Raw genomic sequence first — 22,911 nt, 5'->3', positions numbered from 1 at the left:
TAGAAGGAAATTGATGAGTGCGATAGATCCAAAACAAGCCGAGCAAGAAGAGTTGGTCGCAGAGTGGTTACGCGCAACCCCAGGCTTTTTTGAGCGCTATGCCGATCTCTTTAATGAGATTCGAATTAAGCATCCGCATGAGGATCGCGCCATCTCTTTACAAGAGCGGCAGATGACTGTTTTGCGCACCCAAAATCAAGAGCTCAATCGTCGTCTAAGTGAGATGTTGCACTTTGGTAGTCGTAACGATAAAACGCAACAAAGCTTGGTGGCGTGGTTATTGCGTTTAATGAAAGCAAATAACAAGGCAGACGTCGAAGATGCAATTACTTTAGGATTGGCAAACGTCTTTGAAGTGGATTCTGCTCAGTTGTTATCACCCAATTCAGCTTTTGGTCCTTGGGTGGATACGCCCTTATGCGGTTCAGCTAAAGAGTTGGCTGCTGCTAGCGTAGATCTCTTAGCAAGCCAAACAACAATTGATCCAGATTGGCAAAGTATGGTTGCAATTGGTTTGCCAATAGGCAAAAGCATTGGTGTGAATCAATCCCCAGCAGTATTGTTATTGGCAAGTAAAGACGAGTCGCGATTCACAGCTGATATGGGCGCATTTTATTTGCGTCAAATAGCCGAGTTAACTGCCGCAGCTTTGGATCGCATCCAAGCTTATGAAACTAAAGGCGACTGATCTTCATCCGCTCATGCAGGAGTACCTGCATGAGTTACATGTGTTGCGTCAACTCTCGCCGCATACGCTCAAAGCATATGGCATGGATCTAAGTGACCTACAAAATTTTGCACTTGAGGACTCGATTGAATTATTAAAAGTCAGTAATGGGTATGTTCGTCGTTGGGCTGGGCGCTTACATTCCAAAGGCAAGTCTTCGAGAAGCATTGCTAGAGCTCTTTCTGCCTGGCGCGGTTGGTATGACTGGCTCACTGAAAAAGATGCGCGACGCGATGCACATGCTGGCAAGATAGCCAATCACTTGGTCGCTAACCCGGTAGATGACGTTAAAGCACCAAAACGTTTGAAGTCCTTACCCAAAGCTCTTTCGGTTGAACAGGCTCTCTCGTTAGTAAATCAGGCGGTTAAAGAGGCTGAGGAAAAGAAGGATCTTGAATCTATACGGGATGCCGCAATTATTGATTTGTTGTATTCCTCTGGCTTGCGTTTATCGGAATTGCTAGGAATCGATGTCATACAAAGCAAGGATCGTCAGCATGAATCTGCTGGCTGGTTAGACTGGGATGCGGCAGAAGTAACTGTTTTGGGTAAGGGCGGAAAACGTCGCTCAGTACCTGTCGGTGTACCTGCGATGAAATCACTGATGGCATGGCGGGAAATTCGGAATGCGGGCGATTTCTCAGAAGAATCTATAGCCCTATTTTTATCTGCCAACGGGAAGCGCTTATCTCCTCGTACAGTTCAGGCACGCTTGCGCACTCTAGCCATGCGTGCTGGTTTGCCAACCCATGTGCATCCACATATGATGCGTCATAGTTTTGCAAGTCATGTACTGCAATCCTCCCAGGATTTACGTGCTGTACAGGAGATGCTGGGGCATGCCAGCATTGCAAGTACCCAGATTTATACCTCCCTAGACTTTCAACACCTTGCTCAGGCATACGATAAAGCGCATCCGCGTGCAAAGGCTGGCAAAGGCTGAAGAACTCGGTAATATAGAAGGTTTCCCGCTTCGGGAAATAATGGCTTTAGATTTTGATTGGATCATCCATGGCATTAATTCCTGTAACTATTTTGACGGGCTTCTTGGGAAGCGGCAAAACCACTTTGCTTAAGCACATTTTGACTGAAGAGCATGGTAAAAAAATTGCCGTGATTGAGAATGAGTTCGGCGAAGAAAATATTGATAACGACATCTTGGTTCAAGATAACCAAGAGAATATTGTTCAGATGAGTAATGGCTGCATTTGTTGCACCATTCGAGGCGACTTGGTGGAGGCTCTCAATGAACTATGGGAGCAACGTAAGGATAAGAAAATTAGCTTTGATCGTGTAGTGATTGAAACTACCGGCGTTGCCAACCCAGGTCCGGTTGCCCAGACCTTTTTTATGGATGATGATGTTGCTGATCATTATGTTTTGGATGCGGTAGTTACATTGGTAGATGCTAAGCATGGTCAACAGCAACTCAACGAGCATGAAGAAGCTCAGCGTCAGGTAGGTTTTGCAGATCAAATCTTTATTACCAAAACAGATCTAGTTACTCCGGCAGAGGTGGATGCTTTACGCAACCGCCTAATGCACATGAACCCAAGGGCGCCGATTGCAGGCATTTCTAAGGGCGTGGTGCCCCTAAATGCGGTTTTAGACCTAAAGGGGTTCAATCTGAATGCCAAGCTCGACATTGACCCCCATTTCTTGGAGCAAGATGATCACGATCATGCCCATTGCGGTCACGACCACAGTCATGATCATGATCACAGCAGCTGTGGGCACGATCATGCCCATGACCACCACCATGGCCATACTGGCCATACGGATCGCATTCAATCCTTTGTTTTTCGTAGTGATAAACCCTTTGATCATAAAAAACTGGAAGATTTCCTAGGGGGTATTTTGGAGGTCTTCGGAGATAAGATGTTGCGCTATAAAGGCGTGCTCTATGTGAAGGGAAGTGCCCGAAAAGTGGTGTTTCAGGGGGTTCATCAGATGATGGGAAGCGATTTGGCTGGTCCATGGGGGGCAGAACCCAAGCAAACACGTATGGTGTTTATAGGCATCGATTTGCCTAAAGACACCCTGCTGGCTGGGCTTGAGGGATGTTTGGTTAAGTAGGATTCGGGTACAATCCGCCGCCACGGGCAATATTGCTAAATATTGATTCTGTGGCAGTAAAGTTTGGCAGAATGAGGCAATAATGCTTCAAACCAAGGAAGAATGAGATGACGGCAAAAACAGCAACAAAACCAGCGGCTCCTGCAAAAGCTAGTAGCAAAGCTGCAAGCACAAAAGTTGCAAAAGGCGCAGCGCTTACAGAGGCAGAATTGCTCAAGATGTCCGATAAGGACTATATGAATGCTGCGCAGTTAGATTTTTTCCGTCAAAAATTACTTACTCTTAAAGAAGACATTCTGAAGAATGCTTCTGAAACTACCGAGCATCTGCGCGAAAACATTTTGGTTCCTGATCCAGCTGATCGGGCAACAATCGAAGAAGAGCATGCGCTGGAATTACGTACACGCGATCGTGAACGCAAATTGCTCAAAAAAGTAGAGCAGGCTTTAGCGCGTATTGAATCTGGTGACTATGGTTGGTGTGAAGAAACCGGTGAGCCGATTGGCTTAAACCGTTTAATTGCTAGACCTACAGCCAATTTATCTCTTGAGGCGCAAGAGCGTCGTGAACTCCGCCAAAAATTATTTGGCGAATAAATTTGATGCAGTGATGACTAAGAATTTACCAACTATTAGTGATATTCCTCCTTTGTTGAAGGCGGAGATCTTGGCGGAAGCATTGCCTTATATTCGCTCATATCACGGCAAAACAATTGTGATTAAGTATGGCGGCAACGCTATGGTTGAAGAGCGTCTTAAGGAGAGTTTCGCGCGCGACGTTATTTTGTTGAAATTGGTCGGTATGAATCCTGTGGTGGTTCATGGTGGCGGACCACAAATTGATGAAGCTCTCAAGAAAATTGGCAAGACAGGTACCTTCATTCAGGGTATGCGTGTCACTGACGAAGAAACGATGGAAGTGGTGGAGTGGGTTCTTGGTGGTGAAGTGCAACAAGATATCGTGATGTTAATAAACCACTTTGGCGGCCAAGCAGTTGGTTTAACAGGTAAAGATGGTGGACTTATCCGCGCCAAAAAAATGTTAGTTGCCGATGAAAAGCAAGCTGGCGGAATGATTGATCTAGGTTTTGTTGGTGAGATTGAGGCTATTAACCCTGCGGTTGTAAAAGCCTTGCAGGATGATGCATTTATTCCTGTAATTTCCCCAATCGGATTTAGCGAAGAAGGTCAAGCCTTTAACATCAATGCTGATCTAGTTGCAGGCAAGATGGCTGAAATTCTGCATGCAGAGAAATTAGTCATGATGACTAATATTCCTGGTGTAATGGATAAAAATGGCACACTATTAACTGATTTAACCGCTCGAGAAATTGATGAGTTATTTGCTGATGGCACTATTTCAGGCGGCATGTTGCCAAAGATTTCTTCCGCGCTAGATGCTGCTAAGAGTGGAGTGAATTCAGTCCATATCATTGATGGTCGTATTGAGCATTCACTATTGCTAGAAATTTTGACCGAGCAAGCATTCGGTACGATGATCCGCTCTAGATAAGTAAATCACGATGCGCGACTCCCTAGATCCAGCAGACATCAACGACAGCAGCGCTGACGCTGGTAAAGCGCGCAAGCGTCCACGCCCAGGCGAACGTCGTCTGCAGATACTGCAGGTGCTTGCTGAAATGCTGCAAAACCCTAAAGGTGAGCGCGTGACTACGGCTGCTTTAGCAGCAAAGATTCAGGTTTCAGAAGCCGCTTTGTATCGCCATTTTGCCAGTAAGGCGCAGATGTTTGAAGGTCTGATTTCTTTTATTGAGCAAACTGTTTTTGGATTGATCAATCAAATCAATCAAAAGGAAGAATCTGGTCTTGCTCAAGCGCGCGGGATTTTGCAAATGCTGCTTTTCTTTGCTGAAAAAAATCCTGGCATGACACGTGTTTTATTGGGCGATGCTTTATTGCAAGAAGACGATCGTTTGCAAGAGCGTATTACACAAGTGTTGGACCGAGTTGAGGCTTCTCTTAAACAGGCATTACGAATTGCTCAAACCCAAGGCGGTAACTGGGGGCAGTTAGGACAAGAAGAGGTGAGTATTCGCGCCGCCATGTTGATGAGTTTTATATTGGGTCGTTGGCATCGCTTTGCTCGAAGTGGGTTTAAAAAGCTGCCTACTGAAGCTTCCGATGTTAGTTTGCGACTTCTCCTGTCAGAATGAGCGAGTTAAACCTCTCTAGAAATACCATTCATTTTGCCGAGCCCCTGCCTTTGCAGAGTGGCGCCATGTTAGCTGGTTACGATTTAGTTATTGAAACTTACGGCAAACTGAATGCTGATAAAAGTAATGCGGTGCTAGTTTGTCACGCACTCAATGCTTCTCATCATGTAGCAGGCCCAAGCCCAGAAGATCCTGAAGATCTAGGTTGGTGGGACAACATGATTGGTCCTGGTAAGCCGGTAGATACTAATCATTTCTTCGTTATCGGCGTAAATAATTTAGGTTCGTGTTTTGGTTCTACCGGGCCAATGAGCATTAATCCTGCCACTGGCAAACCTTATGGGGCAGACTTCCCAGTAGTTACTGTCGAAGACTGGGTAAATACTCAGGCTCGCTTGGCTGACAAACTAGGGATTCGTAAATTTGCAGCTGTGATGGGTGGTAGTTTGGGCGGCATGCAGGCAATGGCTTGGGCAATTCAGTTTCCCAAGCGCATAGAGCATTGTGTAGTAGTAGCTTCTACACCAAGATTGAGCGCGCAAAATATTGCTTTTAATGAAGTGGCACGAAATGCCATTTTGTCCGACCCTGATTTTCATGGCGGAAACTATTACGAATATGGTGTGGTGCCTAAGCGTGGTTTGCGTTTGGCTCGAATGGTCGGCCATATTACCTATTTGTCTGACGATGACATGGCCGAGAAATTTGGACGTGAATTGCAACGTCCAAATGGCGAATCTAATGACTATCGTTTTAGCTTTGATGTTGAGTTTGAGGTTGAGAGCTATTTACGTCATCAAGGCGATAAATTTTCAACGTACTTCGATGCTAATACTTATCTGTTAATTACGCGTGCTTTAGATTATTTTGATCCAGCGCGTCGTTATGATGGAAGTTTAAATCGGGCTTTAGCAGAGGTACAGGCTAAATTTTTGGTGGTGAGTTTTTCGACTGATTGGCGTTTCCCTCCAGATCGTAGTCGTGAGATTGTTCAGTCATTGCTTAGCAACAAGAGTGAGGTCACTTATGCGGAGATTGATGCACCGCATGGCCACGATGCGTTCTTATTAGACGATGCGCGGTACCATAATCTCGTTCGCGCTTACTTTAAGCAAATGCTTGAGGTGCAATCATGAGCATCCTAAATATGCGCGCGGATTTTTCCGCCATAGCAAATTGGATTGCGCCTAATAGCCAAGTACTTGACCTTGGTTGTGGCGATGGCAGCTTCTTGGAATTTTTGCAGAAACAAAAACCAGTCCATTCATATGGGGTTGAGATTGATGATTCCCGAGTTCTTGCCTGCGTGCAAAAAGGCTTGAACGTTATCCAGCAAGACTTAGAAGGTGGTCTAGCATTGTTTGAAGACAATAGTTTTGATACCGTTGTGTTGTCGCAGACACTCCAAACCATTCATCAAACTGAAAAGATATTGCGTGAAGTAGTGCGCGTAGGTAAAGAGTCTGTTATTTCTTTTCCAAACTTTGGGCATTGGTCACATCGCCTCGCTGTAGGGTTGGGTCACATGCCAGTTTCCAAGAGCTTGCCCTACCAGTGGTACAACACTCCTAATGTGCGCGTCCTGACTGTTGCCGACTTTGAAAGGTTGGCTTCAAACCTTGGCCTTAAGGTGCTCGATCAATGCATTCTGCATGAAGGTCGTCAAGTTACTATGATGCCAAACCTATTTGGTAGTCTCGCTTTATTCCGCATTCGTCGTGCCTAACAAACTACTCAATGTAGTGCAGTCATGGCTCAAAGACTTTCGTGTTTATCTCGAATGGCCTTGTTTGCGTATGTTGTTCTTGGGTTTTTCTGCTGGCCTTCCTTTGCTTTTGATTCTTGGAACCCTCAGTTTTTGGTTGCGTGAAGCAGGCATTGATCGCAGTACGATTGGTTACTTAACCTGGGTTGGCTTGATTTATGCATTCAAATGGGTATGGGCACCCCTGGTTGATCGTTTACAAATTCCGTTTCTAACAAAATTATTTGGTCGACGCCGTAGTTGGCTACTCTTTGCGCAAGCTCTTATCATCACGGGCTTGGTCTTGATGTCGACTTTGGATCCTAAGCTTTCGCTCGATTCCATTGTTTGGTGTGCTCTATTGGTTGCATTCGGTTCAGCAACCCAAGATATTGCCCTTGATGCTTTTCGAATTGAGTCAGCTAATAGCGATCATCAAGCAGCCTTGGCGGCCACTTATCAAACAGGTTATCGACTCGCATTAATTTGGGCTGGCGCTGGTGTGCTCTGGCTTGCAGCTAGAGCAGAAACAAGCATTGGTTATGATCCTGCTGCGTGGCAATTTGCATACCTTTGTATGGCCGCATCTATTGGTGTAGGCGTAATGACAACTCTATTAAGCAAAGAGCCTGCTCAGTATGAGTTAGCAAAAGTTCGCACAGCTAAAGCATGGCTTTATCAAACATTGATTGAGCCTTTCGCAGAATTTATTGGCCGTTATCGCTGGCATGCTATTTTGATTTTGTCTTTAATTGCCGTCTATCGAATTAGTGATGTTGTCATGGGCATCATGGCAAATCCTTTTTATGTAGATATGGGGTATACCAAGGATGAAGTAGCGGCAGTCAGCAAAGTATTTGGTGTCGTGATGACTTTGGCAGGCGCATTTGTTGGCGGTGTACTCACTCTTCGTTTTGGTGTCTTAAGAATTTTGCTTGTGGGCGCAATACTCTCGGCGGTGAGTAATTTACTCTTTGCTTGGTTGGCCACAAGAGGACATGACCTACACGGCTTAATTTGGGTCATATCTGCGGACAATCTTAGTTCGGGCATTGCTAGCGCAGCATTTATTGCTTTCTTATCTGCGCTAACCAATATTCGTTATTCTGCAACTCAGTACGCCTTATTTAGTTCGATGATGTTGCTTCTGCCTAAATGGTTAGCGGGCTTCTCAGGCGTATTCGTGGATCACTATGGATACCAAGCTTTCTTTTATGGCACCGCCATTATCGGCGCACCAGTGTTGCTTTTAATCTGGACAACAATTCATTTCAAGCTCGTTCAGATCAAGAAAGAGGGTGAGTAAGCCTCAATTTTTGCAGCTTAAATTTTCCAGTCATAGTCAACCGTAAGTGGCGCGTGGTCTGAGAACTTTTCATCTTTATATACAGCTGTTTTTTTAGCGCTCGCGGCAATACCAGGTGTGGTGATGTGATAGTCAATGCGCCAACCCACATTCTTAACATAGGCTTGTCCGCGATTGCTCCACCAGGTGTAGCAAGATTCAGTTGCTTCGGGTTCTAGCTTGCGATAAACATCCACATAACCAATGTTGCTAAACAGATTGGTAAGCCATGCACGCTCTTCGGGCAAGAAGCCTGAGTTTTTGAGATTGCCTTTCCAGTTCTTCAGATCAATTTCTTGATGGGCGATATTGACGTCTCCGCAAAGCACGATTTCTCGGCCGGAGTTTTTGAGGGAAATTAGATGAGGTAAAAAGCTATCTAAATATCGATATTTAGCTTCTTGACGTTCGGGTGAGCTTGAGCCTGAGGGCATGTAAACAGAAATAACAGATAGGCCTTTAAAGCGTGCCTCTACATAACGTCCCTCAGCATCAAACTCTTCATTGCCATAGCCGTACAAGACTTCATCGGGCGTGTGGGGGGTGTAAATGCCGCAGCCGCTATAGCCTTTTTTTTCGGCATGGTGAAAAAAGCCATGCATACCGTCTGGATTGAGAATGGCATCCTCTAAGTCATCGCGTTGAGCTTTGAGCTCTTGCATGCAGATGAAGTCAGCCCTTTGTTTGATGGCCCAAGGCAGAAAGCCTTTTTTTATCGCGGAGCGGATACCATTGAGATTCGCTGAAATGATGCGTAACATGTAGACCTATGAGCTCAAATAATTCAAATCAAGATAACTTTATTCGTTTTGCCTTGGAGGCAAAGGTTTTGTCCTTCGGGGAGTTTAAAACTAAAGCAGGAAGACTCTCACCTTATTTTTTTAATGCAGGTGAATTTAACGATGGCGCTCGTTTAAGTGCATTGGGACGCTCCTATGCAAAGGCCTTACAAGATTCCAAAATACAATTCGACATGCTGTATGGGCCTGCGTATAAAGGAATTGCTTTAGCTGCGGCTACGGCAATTGCATTGGCAGATGATGGTATTAATGTTCCTTATGCTTACAACCGTAAAGAAGCTAAGGATCATGGCGAGGGCGGCGTATTGGTCGGTGCGCCAGTGAAGGGTAGGGTTGTAATTGTGGATGATGTTATATCTGCTGGCACATCTGTGAGGGAGTCAGTCGATCTGATTCGTGGTGCTGGAGGTGAGCCAGCCGCAGTCTTGATTGCATTAGATCGCATGGAGCGCTCTGGTAATGCAGTGGAGATTGGTGACAAATCGGCTGTTCAAGCAGTAGAGCAGGAGTTTGGTTTGCCAGTAATTTCGATTGCCAATCTTGCAGGCTTAATGGCTTTCTTGACTGCATCGAGTGATGCTCAACTGACAAATTATTTGCCAGCGGTAAAAGCCTATCGTGAAAAATACGGCATCTAAGCGCAATTGTTCTTAGATTTCTGTTTCACCTTCAAAGACGGTAACTGCTGGGCCGGTCATGATTACGGACTGAGTGGTGTCGTTAATGATTCCACCCCATGCTATTTGTAAGTCACCGCCACGCGTATGCACTTTTACTGGTGAATCCAATAAACCTCTACGGATGCCAGAAACTACTGCTGCGCAAGCTCCAGTTCCGCAGGCTAAAGTTTCGCCAGCACCGCGCTCATAGACCCGTAATTTGATCTCATTTCGATTGATGATTTGCATATAGCCCGCATTGACCCTTTTTGGGAAGGCTGAAAATTTTTCAATCTCGGCGCCCTCTTGTAGAACAGGTGCGCTATCAATATCACCAACCACTTGAACAGCATGTGGATTTCCCATGGAAAGAACGCCAACTAAGCTGTCGTGCATGGCGGGAAAATTTAATGGTAGTGCGTAAAGCGTTTCCTGAAATTCTTGAACGCTCGCTAGCCCATTTGCATTAAATGGAATATGACTGTGTTCAAAAATAGGCGCACCCATATCTACTTCAACCTGACCATCGGGATGGGATTTGAGTGTGAGGACAGTGTGAGCCACTTCCACACGAAGCGGATTTTTATCGGATAAACCATGGTCCAACACAAAGCGGACAAAGCAGCGTGAGCCATTGCCACATTGCTCTACTTCGCCACCATCCGCATTAAAAATACGATACCGGAAATCAGCGTCTGAGCGGGTGGCTTTTTCAACTAACAGAATTTGATCGGCACCAATACCAAATTGGCGATGCGCCAATGCTTGCCACTGCTCGCGTGTAATGTCACTAAGATCTTGATCTATACCATTGAGCACGATGAAATCATTGCCTGCACCATGCATTTTGGTGAAGCGTAATTTTCTTGCCTGCTTGTTAGGGTTGATGCTCAAAATATTTCCGTTTAATCGTAAAGGCTGGGTTCGCCAGGCGGCCGATGTTTGAAGCGCTTATGCACCCAATAGTACTCCGCTGGTCTTTCACGAACAAGCTCTTCAATGTATTGATTGAGGCGAGCTGTGTCTTTATCAGGATCATCGCTTGGAAAGTCCTTGAGCGGAGTTCCAATTGTGCATGTATATCCTGATTTATTCTCATTTAAAAAAGTCGTCATCAGACATACTTCCGCACCACTGAGCTTTGCTAGGCGAGATACTGAAGTTACCGTACTTGTTGGAATGTTAAAAAAGGGCACAAAAATAGAGTCTCGTGGACCTAGATCGATGTCTGGTGCAATCACCACAAAGTTGCCAGCTCGTGTTTCTCTAATGAGGTCTCTTAGTCGGCTCTGTCTTTCAATCGATTTAGCTCCAAAACGATCGCGCCACTCAACCATTTTTTGATTAAAAAATGGGTTCTTCATTTTTTGATAAAGACCGGCTCCGCAGGGCCAGCCATTTTTCATTCCAAGAGCTGAGAGCGCCATAAATCCTCCCTCCAGTCCAACAAAGTGCGGATTAACTAGGATGCGCGGTTTTAGATCTCCTAAGGGAACTTTTGACTCAAGATGCACAAAAGACAAAATTTGATCGCTCGTTCCGAGCCAAACTCTGCTACGTTCAACTACGCTGCGTCCAAAAAGTTTCCAGTGCTCAATTGCTAGGTCATCAATTTCTTTTTCGCTGAGATTGGGAAAACATAAGCGCAGATTTGTTTTAACCACATTGCGACGACTATTCGGAATGTGCGCTGCAAGCCAACCCAGGCCGTATCCAACATGGACTGTGATGGAGTATGGCAAAAAAGCAAACAGGCGTAAGAGACTAAGCGCCAAAAAGTTAAAAAGGTTCTGTAGCCGGGTCATTGCAAAATTTTATAGCTAGTTGCTTGGGGGTAATTCGGCGCCAGCAGGATGCTTGTAACGGTTATATGACCAGATGAATTGTTCTGGCGCTTGAAGAACTGCATTTTCAATGGCGATATTTAGTTCTGTGGCTGCACGCTCAGCATCCTCGGAAAAAGGAGCAAGGCGAGTTGCTTGCATTACCCAACCCTTACCAATGCCTTTGCGTTTGGCGGTAAACATAATGACCGGCGTGTTGTTGCGGTTTGCAAGTCGAGCTGGTAATGGAGTGGTGTAGGCAGGGCGTCCAAAAAATGGTACCCATACGCCTTCGCCTCCACTGGGTACTTGATCCGGCAGAATGCCTATCGCTTCACCTCGTGTTAGCGCCCGAGTCATTTGACGCACACCATTCAGATTAGTCGGAACGAAATGCATATTGGGATAGGCGCGACCTTCTTCAACAACCTCATTCAGCCATTCTTGGCGAGAAGGGCGATAGAGAATCGTTGCAGGAAAATGTTGTGCTAATACGCGGGGGATAATTTCAAAGCCACCAAGGTGAGGTGTGAGCATGACTAGGCCGTGCCCTTCACCAATTGCAGCTTCAACGACATCCCAGTTTTGCACTTCAACTAGCTTTAGTGCTTTTACAGGGTTTCGCCAAATCCATAAGCTATCTGAAAACAGCATTCCAGAGGCCCTCGCAGCCTCCCAAAGCTTTAGTGGTAGCTTACGGGCACTGACTACAGCTTCATATTGGGGTCGGAAAAGAGAGCGATAGTGTTTGGAGCCAACGTATGCCAAAAGACCCAAAGATGCCCCTATTAGTTGCATAAAGGCAAGGGGAAGCACGGCAATTGTATTAAGGCTGAGCTTGAGTAGGAGTTTTCGCACCCCTTAATGATATTCAATGCCGCTCTTGATGTGTGGATTTTGCCTTGCCTTGCTGAATTGACTACTTTTCGGATAGAATCACTGCATCGCTGAGTTAAGGCAACTTGCAGGGCGATTCATAAATTCTGCTAAAGCGTCGCCGTTGTAGTTCCTGGCACGTCGAGTTGTCCCATGATCGTGTTAATTTTTAAAGGAATATGCAATGGCAAATGATTACTTCTTTACCTCAGAATCTGTTTCTGAAGGTCACCCCGATAAAGTAGCAGACCAGATCTCCGATTCAATTCTTGATGCCATCTTGGCTCAAGATCCAACTGCACGTGTCGCAGCTGAAACATTGTGCAACACTGGACTCGTCGTTTTAGCTGGTGAAATTACTACTAACGCTAACGTCGATTACATTCAAGTGGCTCGTAATACGCTGCGTGAAATTGGTTATGACAACACTGCATATGGCATTGACTACAAAGGTTGCGCAGTACTAGTTGCTTACGACAAGCAAAGTCCTGATATTGCTCAAGGCGTTGATAAGGCACATGATGATGGGTTAGATCAGGGTGCTGGTGACCAAGGCCTTATGTTTGGTTACGCATGTGATGAAACTACCGAGCTCATGCCGTTACCGATCCATTTGTCGCATCGTTTGGTAGAACGTCAATCACAACTGCGTCGCGACGGTCGTTTAAATTGGTTGCGTCCAGATGCCAAGTCACAAGTAACCTTGCGTTATGTGGATGGTAAGCCTGACTCTATCGATACAGTAGTCTTGTCTACTCAGCACGATGAAGATATCTCTCTCGAAAAATTGCGTGAAGCAGTCATCGAAGAAATTATTAAACCAGTATTGCCAAAACATTTGATTAAAGGTGCAATTAACTTCTTAGTTAATCCAACAGGTCGGTTTGTGATTGGCGGCCCACAGGGTGATTGTGGTTTAACTGGTCGCAAAATTATTGTTGATACCTATGGCGGTGCCGCTCCTCACGGAGGCGGGGCTTTCTCTGGTAAAGATCCATCTAAGGTTGACCGTTCAGCAGCCTATGCAGGACGCTATGTTGCGAAGAACGTAGTTGCAGCTGGTTTAGCGAGCAAGTGCCTAATTCAGATTTCCTATGCAATTGGTGTTGCTAAACCAACTTCAGTGATGGTGAGCACATTTGGCACAGGCAAGATTTCTGATGAGAAGATTGCTCAATTAGTTTCTGAGCACTTTGATTTGCGTCCAAAAGGTATTGTGAAGATGCTTAATCTCTTGCGTCCTATTTATAAGAAGACTGCTGCTTACGGCCACTTTGGTCGTGAGGAGCCAGAATTCACATGGGAGCAAACGGATAAAGCAGCTGCATTACGTGCAGCAGCAGGCCTATAAGCGTAAAGCGCATTTAATGGCGTAAAAAGCAGTTTGTATTTGTATTAAGGCGAAATATGCCGTAATTGTTTACAATTACGGCATACCTTCAAGGAGCGTTGCAAGGATTGCTGAGACCCAGCACTTCCCCAGGCTTGAAGGGAGTGGATTCTGAGGCTACCCCCGGAGTTTGCTAATTGCAACTGCGCTCGCTAACCCATGATTCAATGGCTAGCGAGTTTCTACTCCAGCATTGGATCGTATTTAGCTGGAGCATTAATGAATACCGTTTCTGATTTAAATAATTTTGTTGCAACTCGTTGCGCAATTGCAGACATTACCTTGGCTGATTTTGGCCGAAAAGAAATCGCCATTGCTGAAACTGAGATGCCTGGCTTGATTGCTATTCGTGATGAATTTGCTGCACAGCAGCCATTGCGTGGTGCACGTATTACTGGTTCATTGCATATGACCATTCAAACAGCAGTATTGATTGAGACCCTTGAGGCACTTGGTGCGGAAGTTCAATGGGCATCATGCAATATTTTCTCCACACAAGATCATGCAGCTGCTGCAATCGCAGCTAACGGCACTCCTGTATTTGCAATCAAGGGAGAGACTCTTGAGCAATACTGGGACTTTACTCACCGCATTTTTGAATGGGCTGATGGTGGATACACCAATATGATTTTGGATGATGGTGGTGATGCTACTTTGTTGTTGCATCTTGGGGCTCGTGCTGAAAAAGATCAAGCATGCTTGAATCATCCAACCAGCGAAGAAGAAACTATTTTATTTGCTGCAATTAAGAAAAAATTAGCGCAAGATCCAACTTGGTACTCAACACGTTTAGAAAAAGTAAAAGGCGTCACCGAAGAAACAACTACAGGGGTACATCGCTTGTATCAAATGTTTGCAAAAGGTGACTTGAAGTTTCCTGCAATCAATGTAAACGACTCTGTAACTAAGAGTAAGTTTGATAATCTCTATGGCTGCCGTGAGTCTTTGGTTGACGCAATCAAGCGCGCTACCGACGTAATGGTGGCTGGCAAGGTTGCGGTTGTTTGTGGATATGGCGATGTGGGCAAAGGTTCAGCCCAAGCATTGCGTGCTTTATCTGCTCAAGTTTGGGTAACCGAAGTAGATCCCATCTGTGCCTTACAAGCTGCAATGGAAGGCTACCGTGTTGTAACAATGGATTACGCTGCTGATAAAGCGGATATCTTCGTTTCTGCAACAGGTAACTACCATGTCATTACTCATGACCATATGGCCAAGATGAAAGATCAAGCCATCGTTTGTAATATTGGTCACTTCGATAATGAAATTGACGTGGCGGGTATTGAAAAGTACAAGTGGGAAGAGATCAAGCCACAAGTTGATCATGTGATTTTCCCGGCCGCAAACGGTATGCCTGAGAAGCGCCTCATCATTTTGGCTAAAGGGCGCCTAGTTAATCTAGGTTGCGGTACAGGACACCCTTCTTATGTGATGAGCTCTTCATTTGCAAATCAAGTAATCGCTCAAATCGAATTATGGAATGCAGTAGGCACAAATAAATATCCAATCGGTGTTTATACGTTGCCTAAGCATTTGGACGAAAAGGTGGCTCGCTTACAGTTGAAGAAGCTCAATGCGCAGTTGACTGAATTGACCGATCAACAGGCTGCATATATTGGCGTAACCAAGGAAGGCCCTTACAAAGCTGACCACTATCGTTATTAATCCAAACATCAATAGATCTCTAGGCCCAAAATCATGGAATTAAGCGTCGAATTCTTTCCTCCAAAAACACCTGAAGGTGAGAGTAAGTTGCATCTTGTGCGTGAGCGTTTTTCTGAAACACTCAAGCCAACTTTTTATTCCGTGACCTTTGGTGCCGGTGGATCTACTCAGTCGGGCACATTAAAGGTGGTGAGTGACATTCATGCTGCTGGTGCGGCTGTTGCTCCCCACTTATCTTGTGTTGGCAGCTCACGTGAAAGTGTTCGTGAGATGCTCAAACAATATCAAGCTTTGGGTGTGAAGCGAATCGTGGCTTTGCGTGGCGACCTACCTTCTGGAATGGGTCAATATGGCGAGTTTCACCATGCCAATGAATTGGTTGAATTTATTCGGGCGGAAACGGGTGACTGGTTTCATATTGATGTAGCGGCATATCCAGAGACGCATCCTCAGGCGAAGTCACCTGCAAGTGATGTTGATTTCTTTGTGCAAAAAATGAAGGCAGGTGCTAACTCTGCTGTCACACAGTATTTCTATAACAGCGATGCTTATTTCCGCTTTGTGGATGAGGCTTATGATCTCGGTGTTACTCAGCCCATCATTGCTGGCATTATGCCGATTACTAACAGTAGTCAGTTATTAAGGTTTTCAGACGCGTGTGGTGCGGAGATTCCACGTTGGATTCGTTTGCGTCTTCAATCCTATGGCGACGATATCGCATCTATTCGCGCATTTGGTGAAGAGGTTGTGACTGATTTGTGCGATCAGCTGCTAACTGCCGGAGCGCCTGGAATTCACTTCTACTCGCTGAATCAAGCAGATGCTGTTTTAGCAATTGCTGATAACTTAGATTTAACGAAGTAAGCCAGACTCCGTTAGGAGCATGTTTAAGGGCTCGTCATGGGTCTGCGCCGCCCATTGAGCATCATTAAGCTGCTGCCAATCAAAACCAATGCCAATGCAGACTAGATTGGAATTGATCTTTTTGAGCTCAGCTAGAGTGCGATCAAAGTAGCCGCCACCATATCCAAGTCTCCAGTAATGACTTTGTCCATTTATTACCGAACTAGACCAACCTACGCAAGGGATGAAAATGCAGTCTGGATTGATGGGCGGTCTTTCTACATTTCTAGGGTCGGGCTCTAGAATTCCGTGTTTACTTGCAAGTAATGGATCACCTTGACGCCATTGATAAAAATCAAGATGTTTATCTGGGCGGGCAAATGGGAGCGCAAGAGTCCGGCCAGGTTGTTTTTTGGCCCAAGCTAGCAAGGTAGAGCGAAGATCGATTTCATCTTGGATTGGCCAATAAAGCGCAATAGATTGCCAAGAGTTGCCTTGATCTGACAATAGCTGATTTAAGTGATCGATTAGGCTGGCCTGAATTTCTGCGTAATTTTGTTCAGCGGCAAACGCAGTTCGCTGTTTTAGTAAATTTTGACGAAGAGTTTTTAGCGAATTACCGTGCATATCGTTCATTATCAGGCGAAAATTAAAGAATATAGTAACCAAATGCTCTAAGGCATTAGTCTTACAAATAAAGATAGGTTTGGATCGCAATAATGAAGTCTGTATCAGCTAGTAGCAAATACCATCAATGGGCCAAGATTCTGATTTTGGGCTTAGTACTCTGCGCATCCCATGCTTTTGCAGACAAGTTGAAAAAGCCAAGCCTGCCTAAATCTTATGAAAGCAAGGTTGGCCCCGAAGAAATTACGGATACCGACCGGATGTTTATAGATTTGCGTGAGGCAGCCAAAAAGAATGACGTTTTTCGTACTCAGCAAATCTCTTCTAATTTAACGAATTATCCTTTTGATGATTATGTGGCTTACTTTCGTATCAAGCCCCAATTGTTTGATAGTGCAGGTGGTGCTCGCGGGGATTACAGTGCTGATGCACAAGTTGTTGCATTTTTAAACCAATATCAAGGCACCGCCTTGGCAGACCGTATGCGCAATGACTGGCTCTTGGTTTTGGGTAAACGCAAAGACTGGGCACGCTTTGATGCTGAGTACGCCAAATTTGTATTGGATGACGATACGCAGGTAAAGTGCTACTCCTTGTTATCAAAGTTATCCCAGGGTGAAAACCCAACAAAACTAGCAATTGATTCGCGCGCTGTTTTATTAGACCCAAGTTATTTCGGGCAGGCATGCCAAGAGCTGGTCCCCGCTCTCGTTGCTGCTGGAGGAATGTCTCCTAGCGAAGCCAAGGCAATTGGTCGTGCAGCCAGTGAAAAAGGGTATGACACTATGGCGCGTCGTTTAGGGGGTGATGATCCAATTGCAGAGATTGTCAAAGCCGCTAAAGCAGATCCAGCAAAAGCTTATCGTGATTTTTCTCAAATTGCCACGCGTTACAGCAAAGAAAATCAAGCTGTCGCATGGGGCGTAATTGGACAATTTCTAGCAAAGAAATTGGATCCCAATGCGGATGATGTATATCGCCTGCAGCAAGAGCTTGGATATAACGAATTACTTTCGGTTGAGTCGCAAGAGTGGAAGGTGCGAGCAGGTTTGCGCGCTAAAGATTGGGCCTTAGTAAAAAATGCGATTGATGGCATGAACTCCGCCGTTCGCACTAAGGATCCAGCCTGGACATACTGGTATGGGCGCGCATTAAAGGCTGAAGGTCAAGATGCGAAAGCCAAAGAAAGTTTTGAACTTATTGCAGATCAGTACAACTTTTATGGCCAGCTTGCGCGTGAGGAATTGGGTAAGTCGAATCACGCTCCCGCAAAAACTAAAGTGACTGAGCAAGAGATTGATGCGATGGCAAGTCGGAAAGGCTTTATTCGCGGGGAGCGTTTGTATGCCATGAATCTTCGCTTTGAAGGTAACAGAGAGTGGAATTGGGAATTGCGCAATATGACCGACAGGCAATTATTGGCAGCAGCAGAGTATGCAAAGCGTATTAACTTGTATGACCGTGTAGTGAATACTGCAGACCGTACGAAACAAGAGCATGACTTTAGCTTGCGCTATCCAACTCCCTATAAAGATGAGCTATCACCCATTGCAAGACAAATTGATTTGAATCTTGCTTGGGCTTATGGTTTGATTCGACAAGAGTCACGCTTCATTATGAATGCCGCATCTTCTGTGGGCGCCTCAGGCCTAATGCAAGTGATGCCAAATACCGCGAAGTATGTAGCTAAGAAGATTGGAATGACAAATTACACCAATGACAAATTGAGTGATACCAATACCAACCTGACATTGGGAAGTAATTATTTAAATATGGTCCTCATAGATTTAGATGGATCTTGGGTATTGGCTTCCGCAGCCTATAACGCTGGACCCTCTAGATCTAAAGCCTGGCGTGAAAAGCTAACTGGTCCAACTGAAGGCGCAATCTTTGCTGAGACTATTCCATTTACCGAAACTCGTGTCTATGTAAAGAATGTTCTTTCAAACGCCAATTACTATGCTTCTGTTATGAATGGTCAAACCCAATCTCTAAAGCAACGCTTAGGCGTAATTACTCCAAAGGCTGCAACACAGTCTGAGCTACCTTAAATTATCCATCGTTATATAAAGAAAGCTTTTCATGAAATATGACATTCTTCTGATCGGCGGCAATGGATTTGTAGGGCGCGTCATTGCTGCGCAACTTCAGCTTGCTGGATATTCTGTCTTGATCCCAACGAGTCACTTGGCAGCTGCGCGAGAGTTACGTATGTTGCCTAAAGTACATATCGAAGAAGTTGATATTCATGAGTTTAATGAACTACAAAATTTATGTAGTCGAATTAAGCCAAATGGAGTAGTTATTAATTTGGTGGGCGTGCTTCACGACAAGCCCGCTCAGCCTTACGGAAAAATATTTAAAGCAGCTCATGTTGATTTACCAAAAAATATTATTACAGCAATGCAATTGCATGGTTTAAAACGCTACTTGCATATGAGTGCATTAGGTGCGGATTCTCATGGGCCATCTATGTATCAACGTAGCAAGGGGGATGGCGAGGTCGTAGTAAAAGCAAGCAATTTAGATTGGACAATCTTCAGACCATCAGTCATATTTGGTGCGCAAGATCAATTTATTAATTTATTTTCTAAATTAACCAAGATGTTCCCGGCAATGCCTTTGGCAAACTATCAAGCTCAGTTTCAGCCAGTCAGCGTTGATGATGTTGCAACTGCGTTTGTGAAATCGATATCGATGCCACAAACTATTCATCGATCATACGATTTAGTCGGTCCAATGGTTTACACCATGAAAGAAATTGTTGAATTTGCGGCTCGTAAAGCAAAAACAAACTGTGCCATTATTCCCGTACCTGCGTTTATTGGATATATCCAGGCCTTGGCTTTTGAGTTCTTACCAGGACCAACTTTAATGTCTCGCGACAATATTGCTTCTATGCAATTGCCTAATACATTGCCGGCGAATGGAGTCGATGCGCTTGCAGAGGTATTCAAAGTGAGTCGTCGTAACTTAGAGAGCATGCGGTAATGAAAATCTATGCTGTAGGTGGAGCCATTCGGGATGCCCTGATGGGTTTACCAGTGCATGACATTGATTATGTTGTTGTGGGCTCAAGCATAGAAGAGATGGTGTCTAAGGGCTATCGCCCAGTAGGAAAAGATTTCCCCGTTTTTTTGCATCCAGATACGCAAGCTGAATATGCGCTTGCTCGTACTGAGCGAAAGACTGGCAAAGGCTATAAAGGGTTTCATTTTTATACGGATCCTTCGGTTACTTTGGAGCAGGATTTAGAGCGCCGTGATTTAACGATTAATGCAATGGCGCAAGAGATTGGTGCTGACGGAAAAATGATTGGCCCAATTATTGACCCATATAACGGACAGGAAGATTTGGCCGCCAAAATCTTTCGGCATGTATCTGATGCATTCGCAGAAGATCCATTACGACTTCTGCGTATTGCTCGTTTTGCTGCTCGCTTTCCGGACTTTAGTGTGGCCGATGAAACGCTTGCCGCCTTAAAAGATATTGTTCAGTCAGGGGAGTTAAACGCTATATCTGCAGAGCGTATTTGGCAGGAGCTGGCTAGAGGTTTGGTTGCAGTTAAGCCTATGCATTTATTTCAGGTTTTATTGAATACTGGCGCTGCCAAAACAATACTACCCTCTACTTTGACTGCTAAGTTATCTGAAGAGCCATTTCGTGAAGAACTCATCACGCATTTTGCATTAGCCGGTAATAGCTTAGAAGAACGTTGTGCAATTACCTTGATGGACTTATCTGCTGGTGAAATTCGATCATGGGCAGATTGTGTTCGTATGCCTATCGATATCAGAGACTTTAGCGAAATATTTAGCGAACTGAGATTGTTGACAAATAAATTTGCTAATCGAGCGTACGATGCAGTCGATGTGCTGGCTTGGTTTAATCGAGCAGATGTTTGGCGAAAGCCTGATCGTTCCCAGGCACTTTTAACTCTTGCAGAAAAGTTGGGGCTAAATGTTTCGCCATTGATCAATGCAATGCGCAATGCGCAAACTCTGAATACAGCAGAGATTATTGCTAGTGTTGCTGCGGAGGATCGCTCTAATGGTGAGCGTATTGGTAGCGCATTTGAGTCTGCTAGATTGGCTGCAATCACCGCAGCCCTTTAAGTATTAGTGAGTCAATCTACAGTCTATTCCTGCCGCGTAGACCAGGTAGATCCTCAAGTGTATGACCTGGAAGTAAGCTCTTTAAGTTTTTGGAAAAGGCAAATGCTTTAAAGAGCTCACCCATCTCTGCTTCAGATAGCAATTTTTGCAATGAATTAGAGATAGGCAGAAAGGTTTCCGGATCGCTAGGGTCACCAATTTCTAAAGCAATATCACCTATGCCTGCATCAAGTAAGTAAGCAGCTTGGTTGGTGAGAAAAACATCATCAACTTTTTCAGCTAAAGCACTACGAGCAATTTGAGACCAATCAACGTGTGTTGTTAGGTCACAAAGTCCTGGAAGATAAAACGGATCCTGAATTGCATGATGACGGTGATGAGCCATCAAGGTACCCTCAAGTCTTTGTGGATGGTAATACTCGCTTTCGGGAAAGCCATAGTCAAACGTAAGAAACAGGCCGATATCTAAATGCCTAGCTACTTGTTGCATCCATGAGTTTGCTGGGGTGTGAAGTTCGGTGACATATCCCTCAGAGAAATTGCCAACAAGAAGACTCTCGGGAAGTAATTTTTGTTCAACAGGTAAACCTACTTTCCAGATAAATTTTTCTTCATGCAATGCAACACCGTACCAATACCAAAATCCGTCTTGATAAATAATGGCGTCACAGGGAATGGCATCAATTACTTCATTGGCCAAAATGACCCCTTTAAAATCTAGAGGTAATTGAGTAAGCCAATTGCATTTTGTGTCCAACTCTAGTTGCTGGACTGTTGAAAGAAGCCTTTCCTGTTGTCTTTGCGCTAAGTCTGGTGAAATTTCAATAATGTCGTACTGGTCCAAGCTAAAGCCTAGGTCATGCAATCGAGTCAGGATGGATGTAGCTAACTTTCCAGTACCAGCGCCAAACTCAAGGATTTGTGCGGGCAAACCCTTTTCTTTAAGTCCTTCAAGTACTGGCAACAGGGTTGAGCAAATAGCGGCGCCAAATAAGGGGCTTAATTCAGGTGCAGTGGTGAAATCACCGCCAGCTCCTAGCTTATGTGCCCCTGCACTGTAGTACCCCATGCCTGGCTCGTACAGCGCCATCTCCATAAAGCGGGAAAAGGGGAGCCAACCCCCTTGGAGGGCTATCTGAGAGGCTATTTTGGCCCTTAGAAGCTCACTATGCTCCATTTCAAGGCTGGTCAAGGTAATATCCATAGCTCGCTAGTCTAAGAGAATTTAATTGAACCCGAGTTCAAAACATCCATCCCAGCAACCAAAAGCAGTTTTGGTGACTGGTGCAGCTAAACGCCTTGGTCGAGAAATTGCTTTGCAGTTTGCCCGACAGGGCTGGGATGTTGCCGTTCATTATGGGCGATCAGCTCAAGAAGCCGCTAAAACGGTTGAGGAAATTCAGGGGCTAGGGGTCAAGGCTGAGGCTTTTCAGGCAGATTTATCTGACGAAATACAAACCAATAGCCTTTTTAAGGCAGTTAGCGAAGCTTTTCCTCATTTAGAGTGTCTCGTCAATAGCGCATCTATATTTGAATATGACCGAAGTAATTCAAGCATTCCATTGACTGGAAAAAGTTTGCAAGATCATATGCAAGTTAATTTGACCGCGCCAATTCTGTTATCCCAACTGATGTTTGAGTATCAAAAAAGCAAACCAGATAACGCAGTGACATTCTCCTCTGTGCCATCTGTGATTCAGTTATTGGATCAAAAGTTGGTTAATCTCAATCCAGATTACCTTTCTTACACATTATCCAAGGCGGCTCTTTTGACGTCTGTTGAGTTGTTGGCCATGGATTTTGCGCCCCATCTCCGAGTGGTCGGTTTAGCGCCTGGAATTTCATTGCCATCAGGCAACCAAACAAGCGAAGGTTTTTCGAAAGCTCATCAAATGACGCCACTAGGAAAATCATCAACTCCCGAAGACGTAGCAAAAGCCGCGGTCTTTTTGGCGGAGTCTAGTGCAATTACTGGAACTACTTTATATGTTGATGGTGGACAGCATTTATTGCCATCAACACGTGATGTCATGTTCAAAACTAATTAG

23 protein-coding genes and 1 riboswitch are annotated in these 22,911 nt (G+C 44.9%); of the genes, 17 read left to right on the top strand and 6 right to left on the bottom strand.

Annotated elements, in window-relative coordinates:
- Positions 1–13: 13 nt before the first annotated feature.
- From FD973_RS10705 to FD973_RS10665, 9 genes are all read left to right on the top strand, one after another.
- Positions 14–688, top strand: a complete 675-nt coding sequence (locus FD973_RS10705) for a DUF484 family protein (RefSeq protein WP_215323607.1) — start codon at positions 14–16, stop codon at positions 686–688.
- Positions 669–1,670 (top strand): tyrosine recombinase XerC, encoded by a 1,002-nt coding sequence (locus tag FD973_RS10700; protein WP_215323606.1) that lies wholly within the window; start codon positions 669–671, stop codon positions 1,668–1,670. The genes FD973_RS10705 and FD973_RS10700 overlap by 20 nt, the downstream gene beginning before the upstream one ends.
- A 68-nt stretch (positions 1,671–1,738) precedes the next feature.
- Positions 1,739–2,803 carry a GTP-binding protein gene (locus FD973_RS10695; RefSeq protein ID WP_215323605.1) on the top strand — a complete coding sequence of 355 codons (1,065 nt, stop codon included), beginning with the start codon at positions 1,739–1,741 and terminating at the stop codon, positions 2,801–2,803.
- A gap of 218 nt (positions 2,804–3,021) precedes the next feature.
- Positions 3,022–3,399, top strand: a complete 378-nt coding sequence (gene dksA / locus FD973_RS10690; protein WP_215294376.1) for an RNA polymerase-binding protein DksA — start codon at positions 3,022–3,024, stop codon at positions 3,397–3,399.
- A gap of 13 nt (positions 3,400–3,412) precedes the next feature.
- Positions 3,413–4,315, top strand: a complete 903-nt coding sequence (gene argB, locus FD973_RS10685; protein WP_215324795.1) for an acetylglutamate kinase — start codon at positions 3,413–3,415, stop codon at positions 4,313–4,315.
- A 10-nt stretch (positions 4,316–4,325) separates the two neighbouring features.
- Positions 4,326–4,976, top strand: coding sequence for a nucleoid occlusion factor SlmA (slmA, locus tag FD973_RS10680; RefSeq protein WP_215323604.1), 651 nt, complete (start codon positions 4,326–4,328; stop codon positions 4,974–4,976).
- On the top strand, positions 4,973–6,112 hold the full coding sequence (locus tag FD973_RS10675; protein WP_215323603.1) for a homoserine O-acetyltransferase: 1,140 nt from the start codon (positions 4,973–4,975) through the stop codon (positions 6,110–6,112). Before slmA ends, FD973_RS10675 begins: the two co-directional genes overlap by 4 nt.
- Positions 6,109–6,702 carry a methionine biosynthesis protein MetW gene (metW, locus tag FD973_RS10670; protein ID WP_215323602.1) on the top strand — a complete coding sequence of 198 codons (594 nt, stop codon included), beginning with the start codon at positions 6,109–6,111 and terminating at the stop codon, positions 6,700–6,702. Before FD973_RS10675 ends, metW begins: the two co-directional genes overlap by 4 nt.
- Positions 6,695–8,026 carry an MFS transporter gene (locus FD973_RS10665; protein ID WP_371816862.1) on the top strand — a complete coding sequence of 444 codons (1,332 nt, stop codon included), beginning with the start codon at positions 6,695–6,697 and terminating at the stop codon, positions 8,024–8,026. The genes metW and FD973_RS10665 overlap by 8 nt, the downstream gene beginning before the upstream one ends.
- Before the next feature lie 17 nt (positions 8,027–8,043).
- Here the strand turns inward: FD973_RS10665 and FD973_RS10660 are convergent, their stop codons facing one another.
- Positions 8,044–8,826 (bottom strand): exodeoxyribonuclease III, encoded by a 783-nt coding sequence (locus tag FD973_RS10660; protein ID WP_215323601.1) that lies wholly within the window; start codon positions 8,824–8,826, stop codon positions 8,044–8,046.
- An 8-nt stretch (positions 8,827–8,834) separates the two neighbouring features.
- Here FD973_RS10660 and pyrE point away from each other — a divergent pair, with 8 nt between their 5' ends.
- Positions 8,835–9,503: an orotate phosphoribosyltransferase gene (pyrE, locus tag FD973_RS10655; protein ID WP_215323600.1), complete on the top strand. Its 669-nt coding sequence runs from the start codon at positions 8,835–8,837 to the stop codon at positions 9,501–9,503.
- 12 nt (positions 9,504–9,515) lie between these two features.
- Here pyrE and dapF read toward each other — a convergent pair whose 3' ends face one another.
- The 3 genes from dapF to FD973_RS10640 are packed head-to-tail and all read right to left on the bottom strand — an operon-like array spanning position 9,516 to position 12,205.
- On the bottom strand, positions 9,516–10,370 hold the full coding sequence (dapF, locus tag FD973_RS10650; protein WP_215324793.1) for a diaminopimelate epimerase: 855 nt from the start codon (positions 10,368–10,370) through the stop codon (positions 9,516–9,518).
- A 59-nt stretch (positions 10,371–10,429) separates the two neighbouring features.
- Positions 10,430–11,329, bottom strand: coding sequence for a lipid A biosynthesis acyltransferase (locus FD973_RS10645; protein ID WP_215323599.1), 900 nt, complete (start codon positions 11,327–11,329; stop codon positions 10,430–10,432).
- A 15-nt stretch (positions 11,330–11,344) separates the two neighbouring features.
- Positions 11,345–12,205 (bottom strand): lysophospholipid acyltransferase family protein, encoded by an 861-nt coding sequence (locus FD973_RS10640; RefSeq protein ID WP_215323598.1) that lies wholly within the window; start codon positions 12,203–12,205, stop codon positions 11,345–11,347.
- A 202-nt stretch (positions 12,206–12,407) separates the two neighbouring features.
- Between FD973_RS10640 and metK the strand changes: the two genes are divergently transcribed.
- The 3 genes from metK (at position 12,408) to metF (ending at position 16,142) form a co-directional block, all read left to right on the top strand.
- Positions 12,408–13,574, top strand: a complete 1,167-nt coding sequence (gene metK, locus FD973_RS10635) for a methionine adenosyltransferase (protein WP_215323597.1) — start codon at positions 12,408–12,410, stop codon at positions 13,572–13,574.
- A gap of 84 nt (positions 13,575–13,658) precedes the next feature.
- A riboswitch (S-adenosyl-L-homocysteine riboswitch) is annotated at positions 13,659–13,771 on the top strand.
- Positions 13,772–13,832: 61 nt separating this feature from the next.
- Complete coding sequence (gene ahcY / locus FD973_RS10630; RefSeq protein WP_215324792.1) at positions 13,833–15,278, top strand: adenosylhomocysteinase; 1,446 nt, start codon at positions 13,833–13,835, stop codon at positions 15,276–15,278.
- Positions 15,279–15,311: 33 nt separating this feature from the next.
- On the top strand, positions 15,312–16,142 hold the full coding sequence (gene metF / locus FD973_RS10625; protein ID WP_215323596.1) for a methylenetetrahydrofolate reductase [NAD(P)H]: 831 nt from the start codon (positions 15,312–15,314) through the stop codon (positions 16,140–16,142).
- Here metF and FD973_RS10620 read toward each other — a convergent pair.
- Entirely contained in the window at positions 16,131–16,757 is a 627-nt protein-coding gene (locus FD973_RS10620) for a 5-formyltetrahydrofolate cyclo-ligase (RefSeq protein WP_215323595.1), read from the bottom strand. The two genes, metF and FD973_RS10620, sit on opposite strands and share 12 nt — an antisense overlap.
- Positions 16,758–16,840: 83 nt before the next feature.
- Between FD973_RS10620 and FD973_RS10615 the strand changes: the two genes are divergently transcribed.
- Genes FD973_RS10615 through FD973_RS10605 form a run of 3 tightly spaced genes read left to right on the top strand, consistent with a single transcriptional unit; the run spans position 16,841 to position 20,863 of the window.
- Positions 16,841–18,799: a lytic transglycosylase domain-containing protein gene (locus FD973_RS10615; RefSeq protein ID WP_215323594.1), complete on the top strand. Its 1,959-nt coding sequence runs from the start codon at positions 16,841–16,843 to the stop codon at positions 18,797–18,799.
- Positions 18,800–18,830: 31 nt separating this feature from the next.
- A complete protein-coding gene (locus FD973_RS10610) occupies positions 18,831–19,739 on the top strand; it encodes a complex I NDUFA9 subunit family protein (protein WP_215323593.1) in 909 nt (302 codons plus the stop codon).
- A complete protein-coding gene (locus FD973_RS10605; RefSeq protein ID WP_215323592.1) occupies positions 19,739–20,863 on the top strand; it encodes a polynucleotide adenylyltransferase in 1,125 nt (374 codons plus the stop codon). The genes FD973_RS10610 and FD973_RS10605 overlap by 1 nt, the downstream gene beginning before the upstream one ends.
- A 16-nt stretch (positions 20,864–20,879) precedes the next feature.
- Here the strand turns inward: FD973_RS10605 and FD973_RS10600 are convergent, their stop codons facing one another.
- Positions 20,880–22,067, bottom strand: coding sequence for a class I SAM-dependent methyltransferase (locus FD973_RS10600; RefSeq protein WP_215323591.1), 1,188 nt, complete (start codon positions 22,065–22,067; stop codon positions 20,880–20,882).
- Positions 22,068–22,092: 25 nt separating this feature from the next.
- Here FD973_RS10600 and FD973_RS10595 point away from each other — a divergent pair, with 25 nt between their 5' ends.
- The gene (locus FD973_RS10595) at positions 22,093–22,911 is read left to right on the top strand and encodes an SDR family oxidoreductase (protein WP_215323590.1); all 819 of its coding nucleotides are present in this window, start codon (positions 22,093–22,095) and stop codon (positions 22,909–22,911) included.

It is taken from the genome of Polynucleobacter sp. MWH-Braz-FAM2G (assembly GCF_018687635.1).
GTDB lineage: Bacteria > Pseudomonadota > Gammaproteobacteria > Burkholderiales > Burkholderiaceae > Polynucleobacter.
This window is presented reverse-complemented; position numbering and strand designations above follow the sequence as displayed.